The 22,620-nt window shown below is 63.5% G+C and carries 18 protein-coding genes; 10 read left to right on the top strand and 8 right to left on the bottom strand.

What is annotated here, in order from left to right; translation table 11 throughout:
• The first annotated feature begins 26 nt into the window (after positions 1–26).
• Entirely contained in the window at positions 27–431 is a 405-nt protein-coding gene (locus ACTIGC_RS00255; protein ID WP_439632500.1) for a PTS sugar transporter subunit IIA, read from the top strand.
• On the top strand, positions 428–703 hold the full coding sequence (locus ACTIGC_RS00260; RefSeq protein WP_439632501.1) for an HPr family phosphocarrier protein: 276 nt from the start codon (positions 428–430) through the stop codon (positions 701–703). Before ACTIGC_RS00255 ends, ACTIGC_RS00260 begins: the two co-directional genes overlap by 4 nt.
• Here the strand turns inward: ACTIGC_RS00260 and ACTIGC_RS00265 are convergent, their stop codons facing one another.
• Positions 704–2,287, bottom strand: a complete 1,584-nt coding sequence (locus tag ACTIGC_RS00265) for a hypothetical protein (RefSeq protein ID WP_439632502.1) — start codon at positions 2,285–2,287, stop codon at positions 704–706.
• A 226-nt stretch (positions 2,288–2,513) separates the two neighbouring features.
• Between ACTIGC_RS00265 and ahcY the strand changes: the two genes are divergently transcribed.
• Complete coding sequence (gene ahcY, locus ACTIGC_RS00270) at positions 2,514–3,932, top strand: adenosylhomocysteinase (protein ID WP_439632503.1); 1,419 nt, start codon at positions 2,514–2,516, stop codon at positions 3,930–3,932.
• Between the two features lie 57 nt (positions 3,933–3,989).
• Here ahcY and ACTIGC_RS00275 read toward each other — a convergent pair whose 3' ends face one another.
• Positions 3,990–4,862, bottom strand: a complete 873-nt coding sequence (locus ACTIGC_RS00275; protein WP_439632504.1) for a 1-acyl-sn-glycerol-3-phosphate acyltransferase — start codon at positions 4,860–4,862, stop codon at positions 3,990–3,992.
• Between the two features lie 25 nt (positions 4,863–4,887).
• The gene (locus ACTIGC_RS00280) at positions 4,888–5,253 is read right to left on the bottom strand and encodes an ArsR/SmtB family transcription factor (protein ID WP_439632505.1); all 366 of its coding nucleotides are present in this window, start codon (positions 5,251–5,253) and stop codon (positions 4,888–4,890) included.
• Between the two features lie 76 nt (positions 5,254–5,329).
• Between ACTIGC_RS00280 and ACTIGC_RS00285 the strand changes: the two genes are divergently transcribed.
• The 4 genes from ACTIGC_RS00285 (at position 5,330) to ACTIGC_RS00300 (ending at position 8,079) form a co-directional block, all read left to right on the top strand.
• Entirely contained in the window at positions 5,330–5,833 is a 504-nt protein-coding gene (locus ACTIGC_RS00285) for an arsenate reductase ArsC (RefSeq protein ID WP_439632506.1), read from the top strand.
• Between the two features lie 11 nt (positions 5,834–5,844).
• A complete protein-coding gene (arsB, locus tag ACTIGC_RS00290; protein WP_439632507.1) occupies positions 5,845–6,909 on the top strand; it encodes an ACR3 family arsenite efflux transporter in 1,065 nt (354 codons plus the stop codon).
• Positions 6,906–7,625, top strand: coding sequence for an arsenical resistance protein ArsH (arsH, locus tag ACTIGC_RS00295; RefSeq protein WP_439632508.1), 720 nt, complete (start codon positions 6,906–6,908; stop codon positions 7,623–7,625). Before arsB ends, arsH begins: the two co-directional genes overlap by 4 nt.
• Positions 7,626–7,710: 85 nt before the next feature.
• On the top strand, positions 7,711–8,079 hold the full coding sequence (locus tag ACTIGC_RS00300) for a hypothetical protein (RefSeq protein ID WP_439632509.1): 369 nt from the start codon (positions 7,711–7,713) through the stop codon (positions 8,077–8,079).
• A gap of 74 nt (positions 8,080–8,153) precedes the next feature.
• Here ACTIGC_RS00300 and ACTIGC_RS00305 read toward each other — a convergent pair whose 3' ends face one another.
• Positions 8,154–11,597 carry an autotransporter domain-containing protein gene (locus tag ACTIGC_RS00305; RefSeq protein WP_439632510.1) on the bottom strand — a complete coding sequence of 1,148 codons (3,444 nt, stop codon included), beginning with the start codon at positions 11,595–11,597 and terminating at the stop codon, positions 8,154–8,156.
• A gap of 110 nt (positions 11,598–11,707) precedes the next feature.
• On the opposite strand from ACTIGC_RS00305, the gene ACTIGC_RS00310 reads away from it, so the two are divergent.
• A complete protein-coding gene (locus ACTIGC_RS00310) occupies positions 11,708–12,160 on the top strand; it encodes a hypothetical protein (RefSeq protein WP_439632511.1) in 453 nt (150 codons plus the stop codon).
• 117 nt (positions 12,161–12,277) lie between these two features.
• On the top strand, positions 12,278–13,774 hold the full coding sequence (locus tag ACTIGC_RS00315; RefSeq protein ID WP_439632923.1) for a CoA-acylating methylmalonate-semialdehyde dehydrogenase: 1,497 nt from the start codon (positions 12,278–12,280) through the stop codon (positions 13,772–13,774).
• A 3-nt stretch (positions 13,775–13,777) separates the two neighbouring features.
• Here the strand turns inward: ACTIGC_RS00315 and ACTIGC_RS00320 are convergent, their stop codons facing one another.
• The 3 genes from ACTIGC_RS00320 to ACTIGC_RS00330 all read right to left on the bottom strand — a co-directional run bounded on the left by ACTIGC_RS00320 (position 13,778) and on the right by ACTIGC_RS00330 (position 20,815).
• Positions 13,778–16,933, bottom strand: a complete 3,156-nt coding sequence (locus tag ACTIGC_RS00320; protein WP_439632512.1) for an efflux RND transporter permease subunit — start codon at positions 16,931–16,933, stop codon at positions 13,778–13,780.
• A complete protein-coding gene (locus tag ACTIGC_RS00325; protein WP_439632513.1) occupies positions 16,930–18,396 on the bottom strand; it encodes an efflux RND transporter periplasmic adaptor subunit in 1,467 nt (488 codons plus the stop codon). Before ACTIGC_RS00325 ends, ACTIGC_RS00320 begins: the two co-directional genes overlap by 4 nt.
• Before the next feature lie 187 nt (positions 18,397–18,583).
• Positions 18,584–20,815 (bottom strand): prolyl oligopeptidase family serine peptidase, encoded by a 2,232-nt coding sequence (locus ACTIGC_RS00330; protein WP_439632514.1) that lies wholly within the window; start codon positions 20,813–20,815, stop codon positions 18,584–18,586.
• Positions 20,816–20,952: 137 nt separating this feature from the next.
• On the opposite strand from ACTIGC_RS00330, the gene dapF reads away from it, so the two are divergent.
• On the top strand, positions 20,953–21,777 hold the full coding sequence (dapF, locus tag ACTIGC_RS00335; RefSeq protein ID WP_439632515.1) for a diaminopimelate epimerase: 825 nt from the start codon (positions 20,953–20,955) through the stop codon (positions 21,775–21,777).
• Here the strand turns inward: dapF and ACTIGC_RS00340 are convergent.
• Positions 21,774–22,532 (bottom strand): GntR family transcriptional regulator, encoded by a 759-nt coding sequence (locus ACTIGC_RS00340; RefSeq protein WP_439632516.1) that lies wholly within the window; start codon positions 22,530–22,532, stop codon positions 21,774–21,776. The two genes, dapF and ACTIGC_RS00340, sit on opposite strands and share 4 nt — an antisense overlap.
• Positions 22,533–22,620 lie beyond the last annotated feature (88 nt).

The following is a 22,620-nucleotide window of genomic DNA, read 5'->3' on the forward strand; positions in this document are numbered from 1 at the left end:
GTCCCGCCCCGCTCTTCAGAGTCTCCATGATCGGCCTAGTCATCGTCACCCATGGTCAGCTTGCCCAGGAACTGGTGGCAGCAACCGAGCACGTCGTTGGCCGTCTGGCGGCATGTGTGGCCGTCTCCATCGGCGCCGATGACGATATGGAGCAACGCCGGGGCGATATCCGAGCGGCGGTAGAGGCCGCAGACAGCGGCGATGGCGTCATCATCGTGACCGACATTTTTGGCGGCACCCCTTCCAACCTCTCCATGTCCCTTCTCGAGAAATGCAAGGTAGAGGTGATCGCCGGCGCCAACCTGCCCATGATGATCACGCTGGCCGAGGCGCGCGGGCGCATGAGCCTCTCCGACCTCGCCGCCAATGCCTCAAGCGCAGGCAGGCGTTATATCACTGTCGGCTCCCATCTGATTGACGGGCTGTCGTGAGCACATATACGGCGGACGTCACGATCGTGAACAAGCGGGGTCTGCATGCCCGCGCGGCTGCAAAATTCGTCGGTCTGGCCAGAGAATTCGAGGCCACGGTAACCGTGGAGCGCGATGGCGAGCAGGCCGATGGCCGCTCCATCATGGACCTGCTCATGCTGGGCGCCGGGCCGGGCACCCAGCTGACGCTGAGCGCAGAAGGCACCGACGCTGAGGCGCTGACCGCAGCCCTCCGCACGCTTGTCGAGAGCGGGTTCGGCGAAAGCGAGTAATCAGCCCTCGCGCGGACGCTCGCCCGTTTCGCTGCCCGTGACCCCGGCGCCCGCATCGTCGGCGTCCACTTCGCCGTCACCGGCAACCGCGTTGTCCTGACCGCCAAACGCATCGCCGGCCGTCAGCGAGGCATCTTCCGATGCGTCAATTTCCAGCGGGGTAGCGGCATCGCCGGCTGCCGGCGGAACCATACCGGCTGCCTCGACAGGTGCTTCAGGCCGCAGGGTTTCGGTTTCGGTGATCACCGGACCTGGCTCGGTCTCCACACCCGCTTCCACACTTTCAGCATCACGATTGACGCGCTCAGCCGAAGCATCGCCAGAGAGGGCCTCCGACGGCATGGGCGGTGGCGGCGGAATGTCCATGGACCGGGCTTCGGCGCGCGGATCGTGCACAGCCTGCGCTCCGGCGCTGGCGGCGCCGTGCGCCTCAAACGCGGCCGGGTGTACCGCGTCCTCGCTGGCCGCCATGGCCAGCTCTGGCTCGGTACGGGCTTCCTCTCCGCCTTCCGTTTCTGCCGTCACTTCGGCCAGCGCAGAGCTCGGGCCATCATTATCGCCTGAATGGGCAATGCTGGCGGTCGCAGCAGCAACAGGCGCCGCGACCATTGCGGCCGGTACACCTTGCGCCTCTTCCTCCTCTGGTGTTTCGGCCTGCGCCCCGCCAGCATCGCTAAGCGCGGCAGGTGTCTCACGGCGGGTCACCATTTCCTGCGGGGGGTGGCGCAGCACATGATCGGCCAGACGCGCAATGCGCGCTTCGAGACGCGCAGCGTCCCGCCAGCGATTGATGACGCCTGCAAACAGGAACAGGGTCACGCTGCCTGCCAGAGCCAGCAAGGCGGGAATGGCCGCGGCTTCAGCGCCATTGATGGCCACCGCACCGGCCAGCGTGATGACCAGGAAGGCCGGTACCCAGGCGAACCGCCAGGAACGCGCGCCAGGCGCCAGAAGCGCGCCCGCGAGCGTGATCGCGGCGAAGATCACCGCCCCTTCAAAGCCTGACAATTGTGGCGCCAGCTCCACAAGACTGTCCGATACGGCAGGCACCGCTTCGGCAAGCCGGGCATCGGCCAGACCCGGCTGAACCGCAACCAGCGCCGAAAACACGTCAAATGCGGGAAGGCCGTTAGCCAGACCGGGCGCCAAAAGGGCCAGCAGGGCGAGCATTTGCGGCCAGACAATAACAAGCGCAAGAACCGTGAGCGCGAGAACCGTCAGTAGCCAGTTTGCATTACGCGAGACGCCGGCGCGTGACAGGATGCTGGTATTGTCCTGGCTGGTGCGCGTCCAGCTATTGGTGCGGTAATTGACCACCGCGACCGGGCTGGAGCGCCGTTTCGGGCCGGGCTGCAGGCGGATCACGGCGGCATAGTCACCGGCATCGAGCGCAAAATCGCGCTTGCCGATCCGCACAGGGTGACGTTCGCCGTCCAGATCCTGAATACGGCGCTCGTCAGCGCGGGCACGCGGATCCGAGCCGATCACCTGTCCCGGCGCTACGTAGAAATCGATCGCGCGGCTTCCAAATCGCTGGGTAGCGTGAGCTGTCGGCAGTATCGCCATGCCTGGTATTCCCCTCATCACGCGCCATATTCGTGCTCGTCACGGCTGTAAGCCAATGGCACAGACGCCCCTCGTTAAAAGAGTGTATACAAAAAACGGGCCGGTTTAACCTCTTGTTTGCAAATTCCCTGTGTCAGAGCCGTGACAGCGCTCAGCGCGCCGTTTGCGCTGCACCCGCGCGGGGGCTATACACCGCGCATATCAAGCACTCCCGCTTTTGAATTCCGCGAAAGAAGGATCATCCATGACCCTGCTGTTCAACACGCCCGACGGCAAAGACTATCTCGTCAAGGACCTCTCTCTGGCCCGCTGGGGCCGGATCGAGCTGGACATGGCCGAGATCGAGATGCCGGGCCTGATGGCGCTGCGTGAGGAATTCGGCAAATCCAAGCCCCTGAAAGGCGCCCGCATCGCCGGCTCACTGCACATGACCGTGCAGACCGCCGTGCTGATCGAGACGCTGACGGCTCTGGGCGCCGACGTGCGCTGGGCCTCGTGCAACATCTTCTCCACGCAGGACCATGCCGCCGCCGCCATTGCCGAAACCGGCGTGCCGGTCTTCGCGGTAAAGGGCGAGACGCTGAAAGAATACTGGGATTATGCCGACGCCATCTTCCACTGGCCGAATGGCGAAACCGCCAACATGATCCTGGATGATGGCGGCGATGCCACCATGTATCTCCAGCTCGGCGAAAAAGCCGAAAAAGACCCCTCCGTGCTCGGCGAGCCGAAATCGGAAGAAGAGCGCTGGCTCTTTGACGCGATTCAACGCCGCATCAAGGCGAGCCCGGGCTGGTTTGCCAAGGCCAAGGCCAGCATCAAGGGCGTGTCCGAAGAGACCACCACGGGCGTGATGCGCCTCTACCAGATGGCCAAGCGCGGCGAGCTGGCCTTCCCGGCGATCAACGTCAATGACTCTGTCACCAAGTCGAAATTCGACAACCGCTATGGCTGCCGCGAAAGCCTGGTGGACGCCATCCGGCGCGGCACCGACGTGATGATGGCCGGCAAGACGGCCGTCGTGTGCGGCTATGGCGATGTCGGCAAGGGCTCGGCCGAATCCCTGTCACAGGCGGGTTGCCGGGTTTCCGTGACTGAAATCGACCCGATCTGCGCCCTGCAGGCGGCGATGGACGGCTATGGCGTTGTCCGCCTTGAGGACGTGATCGGCGAAGTGGACATCGTCGTCACCGCCACCGGCAACAAGGACGTCATCACCGTCGACCATATGCGCGCCATGAAGAACATGGCCATCGTCTGCAATATCGGCCATTTCGATAACGAAATTCAGGTCGAGGCCCTGCGCAATTTCCAGTGGACCAATGTGAAGCCGCAGGTCGATCTGGTCGAGTTCCCCGAAGGCCACAAGATCATCCTCCTGTCCGAAGGCCGCCTCGTAAATCTGGGCAATGCCAATGGCCATCCGAGCTTTGTGATGTCGGCCAGCTTCACCAATCAGGTGCTGGCCCAGATCGAGCTGTGGACCAGAGGCGATCAGTACAAGAACGATGTCTACATCCTGCCCAAGCATCTCGACGAGAAGGTGGCGGCGCTTCATCTCGACAAGCTGGGCGCGAAACTGACCACGCTTTCGACCGAACAGGCCGACTATATCGGCGTGGAGCAGAAAGGCCCGTTCAAGGCCGAGCATTACCGCTACTAGGCGTTCAGCCTTCTGCGCATGAAAAAGCCCCGGCGGATCGCTCCGCCGGGGGTTCTTTTACTGCCGGCCCCAGGCGAGCGCCTCGGCCTGCTGGAGGATTGAAGCGGTGGCTTCCGCCTCGCTGCCCGGTATCTCGCGGGCGGGGACAGGGTCTGAAAAGCGCATACGATAGGTCTTGCCGCGCTGGCGCATCAGCCCGTGGAAGAGCGTTATATCGCGCAGCTCCTCATGGATCTGGTCCAGCGCATAAAAGGCGACCGGCATGGACTGGCGCACGCCCAGCGTCACCACCGGCGTATTGAAGCGCCGGGCGAGCGAGATCGCCGTCGGTGCCCACGGCTCCTCCACCAGACCCCAGCGTCTCCAGCGCCAGCGCGCCATGCGCCCGGAGGGGAAGATGGCCAGGCACCGGCCATGATTGAGCGCTTCCATCGACCCACGCAGCGTATCGCGGGCATTGGCCCGGCTGCGCGCATTCTTGCGCCATTCAACCGGGATCAGCATGTCTTCTAGGCCCGGACAGACGCGCAGCGCATCCCGGTTGGCCAGAAAGCAAAGATCAGGGCGCTTTTCCCGGATCGCCTGCCACAGCGCGATGCCGTCCGCGATGCCGCCGGGATGATTGCCGATAATCACCACCGGGCCGGTGTCTGGAATGGCATCAAGCCCGTGCGTTTTCACCGTCAGGTCCAGATAGTCTGCCGCCCAGTCGAACGCCTCTCGCGCGCGCATCGGCCTCACCGTATCGACCATACGGATGGCCTCGCGATAGCCCATCAGCGCGCCCGCCGTGGGCCGGACGACATTCCACAGCCGGGGATGTTTTCTCAGGCGCGGCGCGCGCTCATCGATCAGCTGATCGACAAGTTCCTTCGCCGACCGGGGCGGCGCAGGGGGGATGGGATAAAGGTCGGCGGGGTATTGGCTCATCGCGCCTAGTTCAAACGGGTTTACGTCAGTTGCAAGCCCTTAGCGCGGATACGGCCAGCTTGGCCGTCACATCCCGGCACAGTGCCGGATCCCCGCCGCAGCAATCGGCAATGAGAAAGCTCACGAGCTCCGCCGTCGCCACCAGATTGGCGGCATAAATGCGCTGACGGCCAGCTTTCTCCACCTGCGCGAGACCCGCCCCGGTCAGCACCGCCAGCTGGGCGGAAAGATTGCTGGGACTGATAGCTAGCTGTTCGGCCAGCCTGCCTGCGGCAAGCCCTTTGGGACCTGCAGCGACAAGAGCACGGAATATGCGCAGCCTGCCCTCATGGGCGAGGGCGGAGAGTTGGGCGCAGGCTTGCGCTTCGGCAAGTTCGGGACGATCTGACATTTCATTTCAATACTTCTTGAAATATTGAAATGTCAAGGCTAGAAATCGGGAAAACCCGCGCCCCGGAAAGCCGCCCATGATCCGCATTCTTGTCCTGTGCACCGGAAACTCCGCCCGCTCCATCCTTGGAGAGGCCCTGTTCAATGCGCTGGGCGCAGGAAAAATCACCGCCATCTCTGCCGGGTCGAAGCCCAAGGGCGAACCACACCCGGTAGCGCTGGAAACACTTGCCCGCCACGGCCATGCCGTGGACGGTCTAAGATCAAAAAGCTGGGACGTGTTCGCCGCAACGCAAGCACCAGAGATTCACGGCGTGATCACGGTGTGCGATTCAGCCGCCAGCGAGACCTGTCCCATCTGGCCCGGCGCGCCGGTACAGGTCCATTGGGGCCTGCCGGACCCCGCCTATGTGACCCCGGATGCCGCCTGCCGGGAGGCGTTCGAGCAGGTCTTTCAGGCCCTTAAAGCCCGCGTGGAAGCGGTAATGGCGTTCGACGGTGATCTGTCTGATCCCGCCAGTCTAAAAGCCGCCCTGAAGGCCGCGCATGACGGCGCAGCCCTGCCAGACTTTCAGCCCTGAAGGACATGTCCATGACCGCACAGAAGGACGTTGCGCCTGCCGGTATTGGCCCATTTGAAAAATGGCTCTCGGTCTGGGTGGGCCTTGCGATTATTGCCGGTATCGCGCTCGGCGCGCTTGTACCGGGCGCGTTCGGCTTTCTGGCCGGGCTGGAATACGCCTCTGTCAATCTGGCGGTGGCCGTCCTCATCTGGGCGATGGTCTCCCCGATGATGGTGAATGTCGATTTCGGCGCGCTGATGCGTGTGGGCGAGAGGCCCAAGGGCCTCATCATCACCTTGGTGGTAAACTGGCTCATCAAGCCCTTCACCATGGCGCTGCTGGCGGTTGTGTTCTTTGAGGGTGTCTTCGCCCGCTTCATCGAGCCCGAGAATGCCGAGCAGTATATTGCGGGCCTCATCATTCTCGGCGCCGCGCCCTGCACCGCCATGGTGTTTGTCTGGTCGCAACTCACCAAGGGCGATCCGGCCTACACCCTCGTTCAGGTGTCGGTGAATGACGCGATCATGGTCGTAGCCTTTGCGCCCATCGTGGCCCTGCTGCTGGGCGTCACCTCCATCTCGGTACCGTGGGAGACGCTTGTTCTCTCCGTGGTGCTCTATGTGGTGATCCCGCTGGCCGCTGGCATTGCTGTGCGCCGCTGGCTGATCCGCTCTGGTGGCACGGCGCGGCTGGACGGGTTCAATGCCCGGATCAAGCCGGTTTCCATATCCGCGCTCATCGCCACCGTCGTGCTACTTTTCGGCTTTCAGGGTGGGACCATACTCGCCCAGCCACTGGTCATCGCCATGATCGCAGTGCCCATCATCATCCAGTCCTACGCCATTTTCGCGCTCGCCTATGGCGCAGCCTGGATGTGGAAAGTGCCGCATAACGTGGCCGCGCCCTGCGCCCTCATCGGCACCTCCAACTTCTTCGAGCTGGCGGTCGCCGTCGCCATCGGGCTCTTTGGGCTCAATTCCGGCGCAGCGCTGGCGACGGTCGTGGGCGTGCTGGTGGAGGTCCCAGTCATGCTCTCGCTGGTGGCGCTCGCCAACCGGACACGCGCGAAATTCCCGACGGAGCAACCCCGATGAGCCTTGATCCCTCCACGCCCCATCTGGACGAGGATTGCTACCGCGATGTGGAGCCGGAGCGGCTCTTCCCCTCGGCGCGCGCCACGCACAGGCCGCGTATCCTGCTGCTCTGCGGCTCGGTCCGCGACCGCTCATTCAGCCGCATGGCCACAGAAGAAGCTGCCCGCATACTTGAGCGGCTTGGCGCGGAAACGCGCATCTATAACCCGTCCGGCCTGCCTCTGCCCGACGATGCGGAAGCAACTCATCCCAAGGTCGCCGAGCTGCGCGATCTCGTGGTGTGGTCGGAAGGCATGGTGTGGTGCTCGCCTGAACGCCATGGCGCGATGACGGGCATCATGAAGGCGCAGATCGACTGGATACCGCTTTCGCTCGGCGGGGTGCGGCCCACACAAGGAAAGACGCTGGCCGTGATGCAGATTTCCGGCGGCTCGCAGAGCTTCAACACCGTCAACCAGCTGCGCGTGCTGGGGCGCTGGATGCGCCTCATCACCATCCCCAACCAGTCTTCGGTCCCGAAAGCCTGGCTGGAGTTTGACGAGCACGACCGGATGAAGCCCTCCTCCCTCTATGACCGCATTGTCGACGTGATGGAGGAGCTGGTGAAATTCACCCTGCTGACCCGTGATTGCGCCGATTATCTTGTCGACCGCTATAGCGAGCGCAAGGAAAGCGCCGCCGAAGTATCAAAGCGGGTCGGCCAGCGCTCCATGTAGTATGCAAGACCGTGGGGGGCGACGTGGCGGCAAACCGGCGCTAGGCTGGAGACGCACGCTGACCTAAGCAGAGGATCTGGCCGTCATGAGCATACTTCTCGCCCTCCTGCTTGCCGCCCAGACGCCGCAAGCCTCAGCCATAGCCGGAAACTACACCGCCACCAGCGAGGCCGGCACGCAGTGCGCGCTCGTCCTGATGCCGCCCGCCCGCCGCCCGCAAGGGGCAATGGCGCTGATGACCGGCGCTGCGGGCCTCGCCGCCGTGTCGCCCGAGTGCGAGCTGGCAATCGCTGAAACCATGTTCTGGCAGTTCGACGAGGAGGGTGGCGGGCGCCTTCTCTTCGTGGACGCTGCCGGCAACACACTTTTTGCCGGCGAGCGGGCGAGCGCGGACAGTCCCTGGCAAGGCGCCATGACCGATGGCGCGCGCATCCGCCTGGAACGCAGCCGCTAGCTTTTGTAGAGCCTGAATGCAAAAAGGCCGCCCCGGGATGTCGAGGCGGCCTTTCTGTTTACGGCCCTGGCGCCCTAGAAGCGCGTGCGCAGACCAAGCATGAACACGTCCACATCCCGGATACGGTCATTCCCGGCGCGGGTCTCATACGAGAACGAGACGTCAAACCCGTTATCCATCCGGGCGATGCCGCCAATCGATAGCTCGTACCATCCGCTTTCCGCGTCCAGACCGCTGGCGAGCGCAAAGCCCTGGCTGCCCGGCGTCCCGGCGAAATCACCGCTGATCGTCTCGCTTTCATCGCTCAGACGGCTGGCAATACCGGCGTAGGCACGCGGCTCGAACGTATAACCCGGACCGGAGAGGATATAGCCCACATCCAGTCCGGCACGTGCTGTGGTGAAGGAGTCCGTATAGCTCGCCAGGTCAAAGGCAGCGGGCGAACCGGCCATGCTGCCTGCGTCCATCTCTATGCGCTGCCAGGTGATCCCGGCAACCGGCGTGGCGCGCAAGGCTCCGCTGGTGACAGTGTAACCAATCTGCGCCGTCAGATCATAGCTGGTGGCGCCCAGAGAGCCTGAGACAGGCAGCGAGACACCGCCAACGACGGCCGTGCGGCCCGCTCTCGCAGTATGGTCGCCATAGCTGGCCGCAAGCAGGGCCTGGACGGTGTCGCTGCGATAGGCCGCATAGCCGGTCACCTGCACGCTCTCGACCCGGCTGGAAGCCGAGCCGCCACCAGCAAGAACCTGTTCGCTTTCCGATGTGGCAAAGCCGATGGCGCCGCCAAACCGCCAGCCCACGGACCGGCCGTAATCCACGCCGGCCAGGGCAAACCCGCCCTCGGTCGATGCATTGGCCGAGCTTGCGGTGGTCGGCGCTGACCCGTCCACGAGACCGCCAGCGAAGAACACTTCGAACCCGTTGCCGAGATCCTGTGCCTGATCCTGTACGGCAGAACCGTTCATGCGCATGGCATCAGCGATGGCCATGCCTGTCATTCCGGCCGACGCCTCTGAACCCATCAGGCTGAACATGGCCTGACCGCTGCCGGTTGGCGTGCCTGTCGGTGCTCCCTGCAGCATCCGTCCCCGCAGGGCATCGCTGAGCAGGTCGCTATGTCCGCTCAAGGCACGCCGGAACTGGAAGCCCTCATGCGGCACCAGATTCTCGAACGCGTTTTCCAGCGGTCCATTCGGCAGAAGGTCGATGATCTGGTAGAGCTGGGCCACCGGACCGGCTTGCGGATTGCCGCGCAGCTCATCGAAACGATTGCCCAGAGCGGCCTGGGACGGGTTGGCGAAGTTGGCAAAGCTGGTGAAGTCTTCCGCTTCAATCACCAGCTCCACTTCTCCGGCACCGTAGACCGGCGTGACGAAGAGCACGCCGGGCAGGTCCATCACCGCGTCAAATTCACCGACAAGCTCGCCCGTATAGCCAAGCACGGTGCGGCGGTCGCCGAACTGCGGCACGTAACCATCGACCGGGTTCACCGCCACGCCGCCAGCCAGCGATACATCGCCATTCACCAGCAGAAGGCTGTTCGTGGTGGCGTTCCAGTCAACCGCAAGGACACCGCCAGAGGTCTGGATATAGTCACCATTGACGAGAAGGCCGCCAGCGCTGGCAAGACCCGGATTGACGATGCCCGCGACATTGAAGAATGCGCCCGACATGATCTGGCCATTGCCAAACAGGAAGTTGGGGTCAAACAGGTCGATCGTGCCTGTACCGCGGACCACCCCGCCCCAGTTCACCAGCTCACGCGTGATGAAACCGCCATCAATCGTCAGCGTGCCGGCAAAAAGCTCGGCAGAGATCAGGCTCCACATATCGGCATCGGCCGCAATGGTAAGACCGGCACCGGACCCGGCAAGGGTCAGCCGGTCAATCTCCACGAAAGCACCCGACAGAGTCACTTCACTGTCGGAAGCCAGCGTCACGTCGTAGAAGCGGGGCGCCTCCACACCCTGGTTGCCATAGAAATTGTCCGGCACGAAGCCGGTGGAGCCCGGGCCGGCATTCTGTGTTGTCATCTCGCCATCATCGACGGCTTCAGGCGCTTCGGAGGCATTGGCAGTATCGCCGGACCCCGGCACCGTGCGCTGCAGGTCGCCGCCCACAGTGGCAACAATGCCGTCAGCGGCAAAATTCGTGGTGATCGACAAGCCGCCGGCAAGGCCCCCGGGCGCTTCAGCCGATGCGGCCAGTTCGATATCCGCAACGTCAGTATCAAACACCACGCCCCACGGGGTGCCAGTGCCGGTTTCAAGGTCCGGACCGTCCGGTAGGCCGTTCACGATTTCTCCGTCCTGGTAGACAAAATAGTTCGGATCGAGCGCCTGCACCCAGATCGTCTCGTCAAACCAGTCACCGCCACCCGTATTGGTGACGTATTTGTAGGGGTTGTTCTCCGCAATCCAGTTCGCATAGGCGTAGAGCGGATTATAGTAGCTGACACCGCCATAATCCTGCCCGGCAGCCTGCAGCGAGCCATCGACAAATCCGCCTGACAGCACGCCGAGGATCAGCGGGTTGGAGAAGATGTTCATGGCCATGAGCGGACCGCCGGAATCCCCGCCAGCGGTACCGACCTCATTGGGTAGCGCATCGCCGGGGAAAATATCGAGTGACGGTCCGGGGATAATCAGCGTGTCACCATCGATTAATGCGCCGCTGATACCATCCTCGTCAGAGCAGACGATTGAATTGGTGAAGCCAAAAAAGTCCTCGCGGCCGCATTCGCCGGTGCGGTCTGGCTGATCAAAATCGATCCAGTACATCATCTGCGTGTTCGGGCCGCCGGGGAACGAATTGTCCTGCTGGCCCAGCGCGCTGAAGAACTGATTGAAATTGCCCAGGAAGCCCAGCATGTTTTCGCCAGCCCTGCGGCGGCCATTGATGGCGGATACCGTATTGTCCGAGCCCGGATTGAACGTGCCATAGCCGATCATGTTGACGTGCACGCCTTCGCTGAGCACGTCTTGCGGGATCGGGCTGAACAGCATGCCATAGGTCGGCAGGGTGAAAAGCGGATCGAAGGTGGTCAGCATGGCCACATCGGCCGCCGGGAAGGGATCACCGCCGAACGCGCCCGCCTCCGGCGTCATCACGTTGAGCGCGAAAGTCAGGCCATTGCGGTCATCAATGAACTGGTTGTCGGTATCGATCCAGTTGAACAACGCATCAAATGTGTCGGGGCCGTAGGCGATGATCGGTGTCAGCGGGCCGCCCTGGAGGCCGTAGAAATCATTCGGCAGGCCGTTGAAGCAGTGCGCGGCGCTGATCACGGTGCGCGGATTGATCATCGAGCCGGTACAGTTGAAGCCGATATTGCCGTTAGTCCGGTTCCACATGAAAATCTGGATGACACCGTCCCATTCGGCGGCAAAAGCCTGCGCGCCCTCGTCCCCGACATCGTCACGATACGGAATGGCAGCGGCTGGCGCCGTCATTGCCAGCGCAAGCGTGCTTGCAGACGCAGCGGCATAAAGGCTGCCCTTGATCCCTTTGATCATTGGAGTTTCCCCTTTTTGATTTTCTGGCGCAGGCTTGGAAGTAGCTTCGACATCAGCCCGCAAGACGGCTAAGATTAGGCTGGAACCTCACTTAGACAAACACTTTAGTAATGAATCGCACCCGGTTTTTTTCCGCCTGTGTCCTTCTGGTCTGGATCGCGTCTGGCTGCGCGCCGGCCCCGTCGGCCGATTCCAGCCACGCGCCGCGGCCCTTTCTGGATCTGGAATCGCAGCCCCCCTCCAACCGGATTGCTCCCCCGCAAATGGTCCGTATTTCCGGCATGGTGTCACCCGTCCGGGCAGACCAGATCACCGGCAGCTGGCATGCAGGAACGTGTGAACTGACTCTTTCTGGTGACGGGCTGCAGGGTCAGGCGGCTGTATCCGGTGAGTGCCCGCATGGTCTTGATGCGGTTTCGGGCTGGGTGATTGAGGCGGAGCACCGCGCACGTTTGAGCCTGACGGATCAGAACGGCAATGAGCTGTGGGCGGGTATCTATACCCGTACCGGCCTGCTCAGCGGCATTGCAGCCGGTAGCGGGGCGCTGGAGTTTGCCCGCTAGCACTGGCAGGACACGCCTCGACACCCGCCGCCTGAGCCGTTAATCCCGTCGCCAAAGATGATACCGAGCGGGCCGGTCATGGCCTGCCATCAGGAGGACAGTTCGATGAGCGCCGATATCCGCACCATCCCGCACTTCATCAAGGGCAAGCATGAGGCGGGCGCCTCTGACCGCTTCGGCGATGTGTTCGATCCGAGCGCTGGCGAGGTGCAGGCGCGCGTTCCGCTGGCCACGAAAGCCGAGCTGGCCGCCGCCGTGGAGATCGCACGGGACGCGCAGATCGGCTGGGCGGCAACCAATCCGCAGCGCCGCGCGCGCGTCATGTTCCGCTTCAAGGCGCTGGTCGAAGAGAATATGGAAGAGCTGGCCCGTATGCTCGCCTCCGAGCACGGCAAGGTGGTTGCCGACGCCAAGGGCGACATCCAACGCGGCCTTGAAGTGATCGAGTTTGCCTGCGGCGTGCCTCACCTGCTCAAAGGCGAGTACACCGAAGGCGCTGGCCCCGGCATCGATGTCTATTCCATGCGCCAGCCTCTGGGCGTGGTCGCGGGCATCACCCCGTTCAACTTCCCGGCCATGATCCCGATGTGGATGTTTGGCGTCGCCATTGCCTGCGGCAATGCCTTCATTCTGAAACCCTCCGAGCGTGATCCGTCCGTGCCGCTGCGCCTGGCCGAGCTGATGCAAGAAGCCGGTCTGCCGGACGGCGTGCTGAACGTCGTGCATGGCGACAAGGAAGTCGTCGATGCGCTTCTGGAACACCCGGATGTGAAAGCCATCAGCTTTGTCGGCTCATCCGACATCGCCCAGTACGTCTATGTGAAGGGCGCGGAGAACGGCAAGCGCGTGCAGGCCATGGGCGGCGCGAAAAACCACGGCATCGTCATGCCGGACGCCGACATGGATCAGGTCGTGAAAGACCTTGTGGGTTCCGCCTTCGGGTCGGCTGGCGAGCGCTGCATGGCGCTGCCTGTCGCTGTTCCGGTCGGCGAGGACACCGCCAACCGCCTGATCGAGGCGCTGATCCCCGAGATCGAGAAACTCACACCCGGCCATTCCCTCGACCCGGATGCCATCTACGGCCCCGTCGTCACCGCCGCCCACAAGGCGCGCATTGAGAGCTATATCGAGATGGGCGTGAAAGAAGGCGCCGAGCTTCTCATCGATGGACGCGGTTTTGAACTGCAGGGCCACGAGAAGGGCTTCTTCGTCGGCCCGTCGCTCTTCGACCGGGTACGCCCGGACATGCGCTCCTACAGGGAAGAAATCTTTGGCCCGGTCCTGCAGATTGTGCGGGCGAAAGATCTGGAAGAGGCCGCACGCCTGCCGAGCGAACACCAGTACGGCAATGGCGTGGCCATCTTCACCCGCAATGGTCTCGCCGCGCGCGAGTTTGCCGCCAAGGTGAATGTGGGCATGGTCGGCATCAATGTGCCGATCCCGGTGCCGGTCGCCTACCACACCTTTGGTGGCTGGAAGCGCTCGGCCTTTGGCGATTCCAACCAGCACGGCATGGAGGGGGTGCGCTTCTTCACCAAAATCAAGACGGTCACCCAGCGCTGGCCGTCTGGCGAGGTTGCCGACCAGTCCTTCATCATCCCGACCATGGGGTAGGGTCTACTCCGCAGGCGCGCCGGGCGGGCGGGTATCCTTGCCCGAGCCGGCCGTGGCTGCGGACGCATCAAACTGACGCGAGAATTTTTCAAGCTGGCGCGAGGTCCATTCGGGCGTCTTCGTGTAGCGGCCGAGTACGGCGTAGCTCGCCGGGATCACGATCAGGGTGAAAATCGTCGCCACCAGCACACCGGTAAAGATCACCACGCCGATCGTGCCGCGGCTTTCCGAACCCGGCCCGGATGACACGATGAGCGGGATGGCGCCCGCGGCGGTGGAGATGCCCGTCATCAATATGGGGCGGAAACGGGTTTCGGCGGCGGTGAGCGTAGCTTCGGCCAGCTCCATGCCCTCATCGCGCAGCTGGTTGGCAAATTCGACGATCAGAATGCCGTTCTTCGCCGCCAGCCCGACAAGGATGATCAACCCGATCTGCGAATAGATATTGAGCGAAGAGCCTGCGATGTAGAGCCCGAACAGACCGCCAGCGATCGCCAGCGGCACGGTGAGCATGATGATGAGCGGCTGGATCAGGCTTTCAAACTGTGCCGCCAGCACCAGAAACACGATCAGCAGGGCCATGGCAAAAGCGAACAGGGCAGCCTGATTGGCTTCCAGAAACTCCTGCGCGCCGCCCAGATAGGAGGTCTGGACTGTCTCCGGCAGATTCTCTGCCGCATAATTGTCCAGCCAGTCCACGGCGGCACCCAGCGGGTATCCATCGGCCAGCGTCGCCGAAACAGTGACTGACCGGAAGCGGTTTACCCGGCGGCGCTCTGAAGACTCGCCAGTCTCCGTCAGCGTGACAAGATTCGACAGGGGCACGATCGAGCCACCTGTCCCGCGCACATAGAGGCCTTCCAGATCAATGGCCGAGGCGCGGGCGTCACGCCGGTTCTGCAAGACCACATCATAGGCTTCGCCGCGGTCGATGAACTGGCCCACCCGGCGCGAACCCAGATGGGTCTCCAGCGTACGGGCCACCTGCTCGTCGGTCACGCCCAGCTCCGCCGCACGGTCAATATCCACGTCGACCACAAGGCGCGGCGAGGTCGGCCGGTAATCGGATGCCAGCTGAAGAAAGCCCCGATTACTCGCCATCGCCTCAGCGACGAGATCATCGGCAAACGCACCGAGCTCGGCGTAATCATCGCCGCTCAGGATAAACTCGAGATCTGATCCCGCCCCTTCCCCTGCGAGGGTGGAGCGCATGGTGGCAAATGCCCGCAAGCCGGGAATCTCAGCAAGGCGCGCATTGATCTCCGCCACCACGGCCGGGCCGTTGCGGCGGCGCTCATTCCAGTGGGTCAAAGTACCGAAAACGACGCCCGAGCCGAAGCCGGAACCGCCAAACCCCGGTATGCGGATAATGGCGCGCTCGATCTCTCCGGCCTCGACATACTCCATCAATATGGCCTCGACCTGATCTGCCTGGGCGCGCGTGTAATCGAACCCGGCGCCCTCCTGCGCGGTAAAGGAGGCAAAGAAGCTGCCGCGGTCCTCTGCAGGGGTAAGCTCGCCCGGCAGCCGCGCGAAAAAGAACAAAGCCCCCAGCACCGCTGCCAGGACCAGCGGAAGCACCAGCAAAGGGCGGCGCAGGACCACGTCCAGTGACCGCCTGTAATGCAGCTTCGCGCCATCCAGCACATCATTGACCCGGCGGTTGAGCCCGGTCGCCTCTCCGCCCGGACGGATCAGCTTGGATGCCATCATCGGCGACAGCGTCAGCGCAACCAGCGAGGACAGTATCACGGCCCCGCACATGGTAACGGCAAGCTCGATAAAGATGCGCCCCGTCACCCCCGGCAGGAATATGAGCGGAACAAACACCGAGACCAGCACGGCAGTGGTCGCCACCACGGCAAAGAAAACCTGATTGCCACCGCGCAGGGCCGCCAGCATGGGCGGCTCGCCAAGATCGGCCCGGCGCTGGATGTTTTCCAGCACCACAATGGAATCGTCCACCACCAGCCCGATACACAAGACCAGAGCCAGCAGCGTCACGATATTGATGGAGTATCCAAACGCCGCCAGCACGGCGAATGTACCTGTCAGGCAGACCGGCACGACGATCGCCGGTATCGCCGCCGCCCGGAATGAGCCGAGAAAGAGCCAGATTACAGCAACGACCAGAAAGGCGGCGATCAGCAGGGTGGTCCAGACCTCGCGGATGGATTCTGCAACAAATATGGTGTTGTCACTGGACAGGGTAAGTTCCATGCCGTCGGGCAATACCGCGCGAATGCGCTCGGCTTCCTCATTGGCAGCACGCGACAGAGCCAGATCATTGGCCTGACTTTGGCGCACCAGCCCGATACCAACCTGCGAAACGCCATTACCGCGAAATACGTTACGCGGCTCCAGAGCGGACAGTTCAACATCTGCCAGCTCCCCGAGCCGGATAACGGTTCCGCCCACATTGGCGACCGGCATGCGCTCAAAATCCTGCGGCGAGGCATACGAACGCTGGATACGGACCGTCAGATCGCTTTCAGGCGTCTCCACAAACCCGCCGGGCAACTCGACATTGCGCGAGCGCAAGGCTGACTCGATGTCACTCACGGTCAGCTCGCGCGCCGCAAGCGCCGCCGGATCCAGCCAGATGCGGATCGCATAGCGCAGATTCCCGCCGGTCAGCACCTGGCTGACCCCGTCAATCACGGCAAAGCGGTCGCGGATGTAGCGTTCATTGAAGTCGGTCAGTTCTTCTATGGTCAGCCGGTCAGACGATAATGCAAACCAGATGATCGGACGCGCATCGGCTTCCTGCTTGCGGACCAGCGGCGGATTGACCTCATCGGGAAGGCTTTCGCGTGCCCGCTCCACGGCGCCGCGCACATCGTTGGCGGCAGCATCGATATCCCGCCCCATCGAGAAGGTGATGTCGATATTCGAGCGTCCGTCACGGCTGGCGGAAATGATCTCGTCAACGCCGGCAATGCCTGAAAGCGCATCCTCGATCACTTGCGTGACCCGGTTCTCCACCACTTCGGCATTCGCTCCGCGATAGGTGACGATGACCGACACGACCGGACGGTCCACATCGGGCAGTTCGCGCAAGGGTAGCGACTGGAAACCCAGAATGCCGAACAGGACGATCAGCGCCGAGAATACGGCGGCCATGACAGGCCGCTTGACGGCCAGGCTGGAAAGCGTCACCGGCCCGCCTCCCCGTCCGCGGCTGCATCAAGGGGTGCTGTATCGCCCGTGGAATCCGGCACCGGCGCAGATTCTGCCTCTCGCCCGGCGCCTGTATCAGCCTCCGGATCATCGGCAACTTCGCCAGCATCACCCTCGGCTTCGCTAGCGCCGCCTTGCTCATGCACAGCAGTGCTAAGGCGGCTCGAGGGCAGAACAAAACTTTCCTGCGCAGCGTCGGCTGGCGCCGCAGCTACTTCGTCCGGCCCGGCCTCAGGCAAGGCCACGGCGCGCTGGCGCACGGGCAGCTCCGGCTGTGGCGTCAGGGTGCGAAGCCGCTCGGGCGGGGCAGGGCGTTCGCTGGCAACTCGTACCGCCCCGCCATCGCGCGTGCGGTGCGTGCCATCGACGATGATGCGCTCGCCATCCTCCAGCCCGGAAAGTATCTCGATATAACCAAAGCTGCGTAGACCCGTCACCACATCACGCCGCTGTGCGATCGTGTGCCCTTCCTCGCCTTCGCCGGCCACGAATACATAGGACTGGTCAGCCAGGCGCATCAGCGCAGCTTCGGGGATGCCTGCCTGCATACGCTCGTCCCGTCGAACCTCCACGCGCATCAGCATGCCGGGAACCAGACGGCCGTCATCATTGGGAATCTCCGCGCGGACCGTAACCGTGCGGCTGACCGGGTCGATCTGATTGTCGATATTGGTGACGAGCCCCGTAAACACGTCTTCAGGCCAAGCCGACACACGCGCATTGACCAGCTGTCCTGCCCGGACGCTGGAAACAAATCTCTCAGGCACGGCAAAGTCCAGCTTGATGATAGTTACATCGTTCAGCGTCGCGATCACCGTGCCAGTGGAGATCAGCTCGCCTGCCGATATGTTGCGAAGCCCGACCTCGCCTGCAAACGGCGCCCGGATGATCCGGTCCGCCATGCGTGCCTCAATCGCGCTGACCTGTGCAGCGGCGCGCTGATAGGCCGATTCCGCCTCGTCCCGGCGCTGTGCCGGCGCCACACCGCGCTCTGCCAGCGCAGCGACGCGCACGCGTTCACGGCGGGCTTCTTCCAGCGTGGCGCGAGCCGCGTTGAGACCGGCCGCCTCCTCGGCATCAACCAGCTCGGCAAGCACCTGCCCTGCCTCTACCTGATCTCCGGACTCAAACATGACGCGGCTGATCGTGTCGGAAATCTTGGATGTAACCGCGACTGACTCATTGGCGCGCGCCGTACCCACCGCCGTGATCGTGTCGGCAAACACCATGGGGGTAACTTCGGCCACCACCACTGGGCTGGCCTGCGGAGGCGGGCTTCCCGATGTCACCAGCATGAAGAGTTCACGCACGATGACGGCAAGCACCATGAGCACGAATATCGCCACGATGACGGCGAGGAAGCTGCCCCGCCGCCCCGCAGCCATAAGCCGTGTCCGGTATGCCGCCATCCGGGCACGCATATCTGTGTTGGTTCTGGTCAATCGCTGCTACCCTTCCTGCCAGTTCCCGCGCAATCAAGACTGGCTTCCCGCAGACCATACGGCCCACGAGGCAGTCCTGTTCCGCGCGATGCACATGCCGGGGTAACAATTGTGTGTTTCGGTAAATGAAATGCCCCGCCGCTGATCAGCGGCGGGGCACGGTTCTTATGACCCGATTAGGTCTGGACTACTCTTCACCATCCATCAGGTTCTGCATGAGGAAGGTGTATTCCAGCGCGAGCCTATTGGCTGTCTCGCGCAGATTTGCCGCCGCCGAGTGGCCGCCTTCCATGTTCTCGTAATAGAGCATGTCGAGGCCGAGCGCGTCGGTGAGATAGGCGAGCTTCCTCGCGTGAGCGGGATGCACCCGGTCGTCCTTGGTCGAGGTCAGAAGGAAGAGTGGCGGGTAGTCCCGGTCCGGGTTCACATTGTGAAGCGGCGAGATCGAGCGCAGGAAGTCGCGCTCCTCCGGGTTCTCGTCCGGGAAGCCGTATTCGGCCTGCCAGCTGGCACCTGCGAGCATGGTATGGAAGCGCATCATGTCCAGCAGCGGCACCTGGCTGATGACGGCGCCAAACAGATCCGGGCGCTGGGTATACATCACGCCGGTCAGAAGCCCGCCATTGGAGCCGCCCATCACGCCGAGCTGGCCAGTGGTGGTGACGCCATCCTCGACAAGGGCTTCGGCCACCGCGATCAGATCATCATAGATGCGCTGGCGGTTAGTGGTCAGGCCCGCCTGGTGCCAGGCAGGGCCGAACTCGCCGCCGCCCCGGATATTGGCCAGCACATAGGTGCCGCCATTTTCCAGCCAGAGCCGGCCCATCGTGCCCGAATAGGACGGGTTCAGGCTGACCTGGAAACCGCCATAGGCATAAAGCAGGGTTGGCCCCGGCTCGGCGCCCGAGCGTGCCGGATTGTGGATGATGAAATAGGGGATTTGCGTCCCGTCCGCGCTCGTCGCCTCGCGTTGCTCGACCACCAGCCCGGTCGTGTCAAACCAGCTCGGCATGGACTTGGCCGGCGAGAGCGAGGTCGCATCCGCGCTGACGCGGTAGAGCGTGTTGGGCGTCAGATAGCCCTGCGCCGAGACGAAGGCGAGGTCAGACTGATCATCGGCCGTGGTGATGGAGACCGAGGTGTTCTCCGGTGTCTCGATCTGGCGGCGCTGCCAGCCATTTTCATCACGGGTAAAGACCCACAATCCCCCGACAACATTCTCGTCGATCACGGCCAGCAAATGATTGGCCGTCGCGGCAAACCCGCCAACCGACTGGCGCTCGCCCGGCACAAACACGGTCTCGATGGCGGGAAGCTCGCCGGTTGCGGCCAGCTCAGACATGGAAAGCGAGAGCACGGCGCCCTGGGGATAGGTCTCGCCGCCTTCCACGGGCGTCCAGTCTTCCTCGATGGAGAAGACAAGCTGGTCGCCGAATAGCGCCTGCGGGCTGACCCGGCGGGGCAGGGTGAGCCGGATCGGTTCACCTTGCGCATTGTCGGGCAGCAGCCAGTAGACGCTCTCAAAGAAGGTCTCTGCCTGCGTGGCCAGAAGATAGAAGGTGCCGTCGGCCTGCTGGTAGCGGGCCGGCCACACGCCGACATCGCTGGCCGCGCCCGTGAACACGACTTCTGCCTCTTCAATCGGCGTGCCGCGCGTCCAGCGCTTGACGACGAAAGGATAGCCGGACGTGGTGGTTTCCGCCGGATCAAGCGCGGTCGCGATCAGCAGCGTGTCTTCATCGATCCACGCAGTTGAGCCCTTGGTGGCGTCGATCTCGAAACCGCCTTCAACGAAGCTGCGCGTCTCCATGTCCCATTCGCGCCGGACCGCCGCGTCAGAGCCGCCATCGGAGAGCGTCAGTATGCAGCGATTATAATCGGGCGACAGGCAGGACGATCCACGCCAGACCCAGTTGCGCCCTTCGGCGTCCGCCAGCGCATCAAGATCAAGCACGACATCCCACTCAGGCGCGTCGGTCTCATAGCTTTCCAGCGTGGTGCGGCGCCACAGGCCGTGCGTGTTGTTGGCGTCCTGCCAGAAATTCCACAACTCGCCGCCGCGCACCCCGACAAACGGAATGCGGTCCGTGCTCTCGAGTACTTCCAGTGCGCGGTCATAAAGCTGCTGATAGCGTGGATCGGCCTGCAAATGGCCCAGCGAGCGCTCGTTCTGCGCCGCGGCAAAGGCAAGGGCTTCCTCGCCTTCCACCTCTTCCAGCCACAGCAATTCTTCGGAGCCGGACTGGATCGCCGCATTCAGCGCGCGCGATTCAGCATCCGGGCTGGCACGCTGACCGTCGCGGGCATCAGAGGCGGACGCAGACTGGTTCACAATGACGTCTCCGGAATTGGCAGGTTCACAGGCGGCCAGCAAAAGGCCCGAGCCAGCAGCCATCAGGGCAGCTTTGTACATCTTCATGGATTTATGATCCCCCATAGGAAAAGCTGTCCGCATTGAACTCTGACCGGGTGCCAAGGTCAAAGCCCGCTACATTACAAACCTGACATAAGCGCGGTGCTTGCGCACCGCGGCGATGACGCGTATCGGCTTGTGCCATGAGAGCCTGGGCCATGAACGGGGCGGGAAACGCCTTTATCGTGATCGACGCGCGCGGGCGCGGGCGGCCTCTGGAGCTATCGCCCGCACAGCTCGCCGCGCTGCATGCCCGCCACCCGTTCGACCAGATCATGGGACTGGAAGACCATGGCGTGGCAGATGCCACCTTGCGGGTCTGGAACGCGGATGGCGGCGAGGTCGGTGCCTGCGGTAACGGCACGCGGGCAGCTGCCTGGCTGTTGTTCCGGGACGACGGCCGCTCCCGGCTGACATTCGCAGCCAGAGGCGGCGTGCTCAGCGCGCGGCAGCTGGACAATGGCGCGGTGGAAGTTGATCTCGGCCAGCCCGGCCTCAGCTGGCGCGATATTCCGCTGGCGCGGGAAATGGATACGGTCAGGCTCGACTATACCGTCCCCCTGCCCGGCGGCGGACGCCTTGAGGGGCCGGGCGCCGTATCCATGGGCAATCCGCACGCGGTCTTTTTCGTCGATGATCTGGCCGCGTTGCCGCTGGCCGAAATCGGCCCGGCCATTGAGCACGACCCGCTTTTCCCCGAGCGCGTGAATGCGGGTTTTGCGCAAGTGATTGACCGCCAGACGATCCGGCTGAGGGTCTGGGAACGCGGCGCAGGGCTGACGCTGGCTTGCGGCACGGGCGCCTGCGCGGCGCTGGTCGCTGCGCACCGGCGCGGCCTGACAGGGCGCGAAGCGGTGATCATCGCCGATGGCGGCGAGCTGCCCGTCCGCTGGGACGCGGACGGCCATGTACACCTGTCCGGCCCGGTGGAGATGGAAGGCGGGCTGGATATTGCGGGGCTGGCCTAGCCTTCGGTCTCGCGCAACAGGCTCATCTCGTAGACGAAGCGGTTGCCCGGATGGACCGTATCGGACAACGCAATCACCCGCCCGCTCTTGTCATAATAGCGCCGTCTTGTACGCAGAGCCGCTGTCCCCGCCTCGCAGTCGAGCTTCCCGGCCTCACGCTCGGTCATGGCACCTGCCAGGATGGCCTGATCGACGCGCGCCGTGGAAACACCGCGCACGCTGGCGATCCACTCGATGATAAGCCCGTTCATCTCCACGAGCTTTTCCACCGGCGGGGCAAGGTCGGCGCGGATATAGATGTCGGTCAGCGCCAGGGGCGGCTCGCCCGGCACGGCCCTCAAGCCGGATACGCGCATATACTCCCCGCCCGGCGCTATGCCGAACGTGCGCGCCAGATGGGACTCCAGCGAAACCATTGCCGTGGCATCAGGGGTCAGGCGCGCATCGCGCGCATACTGCATCAGATCGTCCACATTGCCGAGGCGCTGGGAAAAGGCGGCCTTGCTCTCCGTAGCGATGACCAGCGTGCCCGCCCCGCGGCGGCGCACGATCAGCCCGGCCTCGGCCAGCAGGCGCAAGGCCTCACGCGCGGTATGACGCGAGACATTATACGCCTCGCACAGCGCATGCTCGGTCGGCAGCAGCTTGCCGACCGGCGGATCGCCCGCCGCGATGCGTTTTTTCAGCGTTTCAGCCAGCCACACATAGCGCGGTGCGGCGCTGTCCTCGCCCCTGTCCTGTCCGGTCTGGGTCAAACAGGCTCTCCTGACGGCGTTCTGATTCCGCCCGCTCATACCATAGACTGGCGCGATTCCGTCAGCATTTGTCAGGGCAAACAAGGGC

The sequence above is a fragment of the Glycocaulis sp. genome, assembly GCF_051859565.1.
Classification (GTDB): Bacteria; Pseudomonadota; Alphaproteobacteria; order Caulobacterales; family Maricaulaceae; genus Glycocaulis.

What these genes read in the sequence shown, in the direction of transcription:
- ACTIGC_RS00255 (WP_439632500.1), top strand. Translation starts at nt 27, where the DNA reads ATGATCGGCCTAGTCATCGTCACCCATGGTCAGCTTGCCCAGGAACTG.
- ACTIGC_RS00310 (WP_439632511.1), top strand. Translation starts at nt 11,708, where the DNA reads ATGAATCGCACCCGGTTTTTTTCCGCCTGTGTCCTTCTGGTCTGGATC.
- dapF (WP_439632515.1), top strand. Translation starts at nt 20,953, where the DNA reads ATGAGAGCCTGGGCCATGAACGGGGCGGGAAACGCCTTTATCGTGATC.
- ACTIGC_RS00275 (WP_439632504.1), bottom strand. Translation starts at nt 4,862, where the DNA reads ATGAGCCAATACCCCGCCGACCTTTATCCCATCCCCCCTGCGCCGCCC.
- ACTIGC_RS00330 (WP_439632514.1), bottom strand. Translation starts at nt 20,815, where the DNA reads ATGAAGATGTACAAAGCTGCCCTGATGGCTGCTGGCTCGGGCCTTTTG.
- ahcY (WP_439632503.1), top strand. Translation starts at nt 2,514, where the DNA reads ATGACCCTGCTGTTCAACACGCCCGACGGCAAAGACTATCTCGTCAAG.
- ACTIGC_RS00265 (WP_439632502.1), bottom strand. Translation starts at nt 2,287, where the DNA reads ATGAGGGGAATACCAGGCATGGCGATACTGCCGACAGCTCACGCTACC.
- arsH (WP_439632508.1), top strand. Translation starts at nt 6,906, where the DNA reads ATGAGCCTTGATCCCTCCACGCCCCATCTGGACGAGGATTGCTACCGC.
- ACTIGC_RS00305 (WP_439632510.1), bottom strand. Translation starts at nt 11,597, where the DNA reads ATGATCAAAGGGATCAAGGGCAGCCTTTATGCCGCTGCGTCTGCAAGC.
- arsB (WP_439632507.1), top strand. Translation starts at nt 5,845, where the DNA reads ATGACCGCACAGAAGGACGTTGCGCCTGCCGGTATTGGCCCATTTGAA.
- ACTIGC_RS00285 (WP_439632506.1), top strand. Translation starts at nt 5,330, where the DNA reads ATGATCCGCATTCTTGTCCTGTGCACCGGAAACTCCGCCCGCTCCATC.
- ACTIGC_RS00280 (WP_439632505.1), bottom strand. Translation starts at nt 5,253, where the DNA reads ATGTCAGATCGTCCCGAACTTGCCGAAGCGCAAGCCTGCGCCCAACTC.
- ACTIGC_RS00300 (WP_439632509.1), top strand. Translation starts at nt 7,711, where the DNA reads ATGAGCATACTTCTCGCCCTCCTGCTTGCCGCCCAGACGCCGCAAGCC.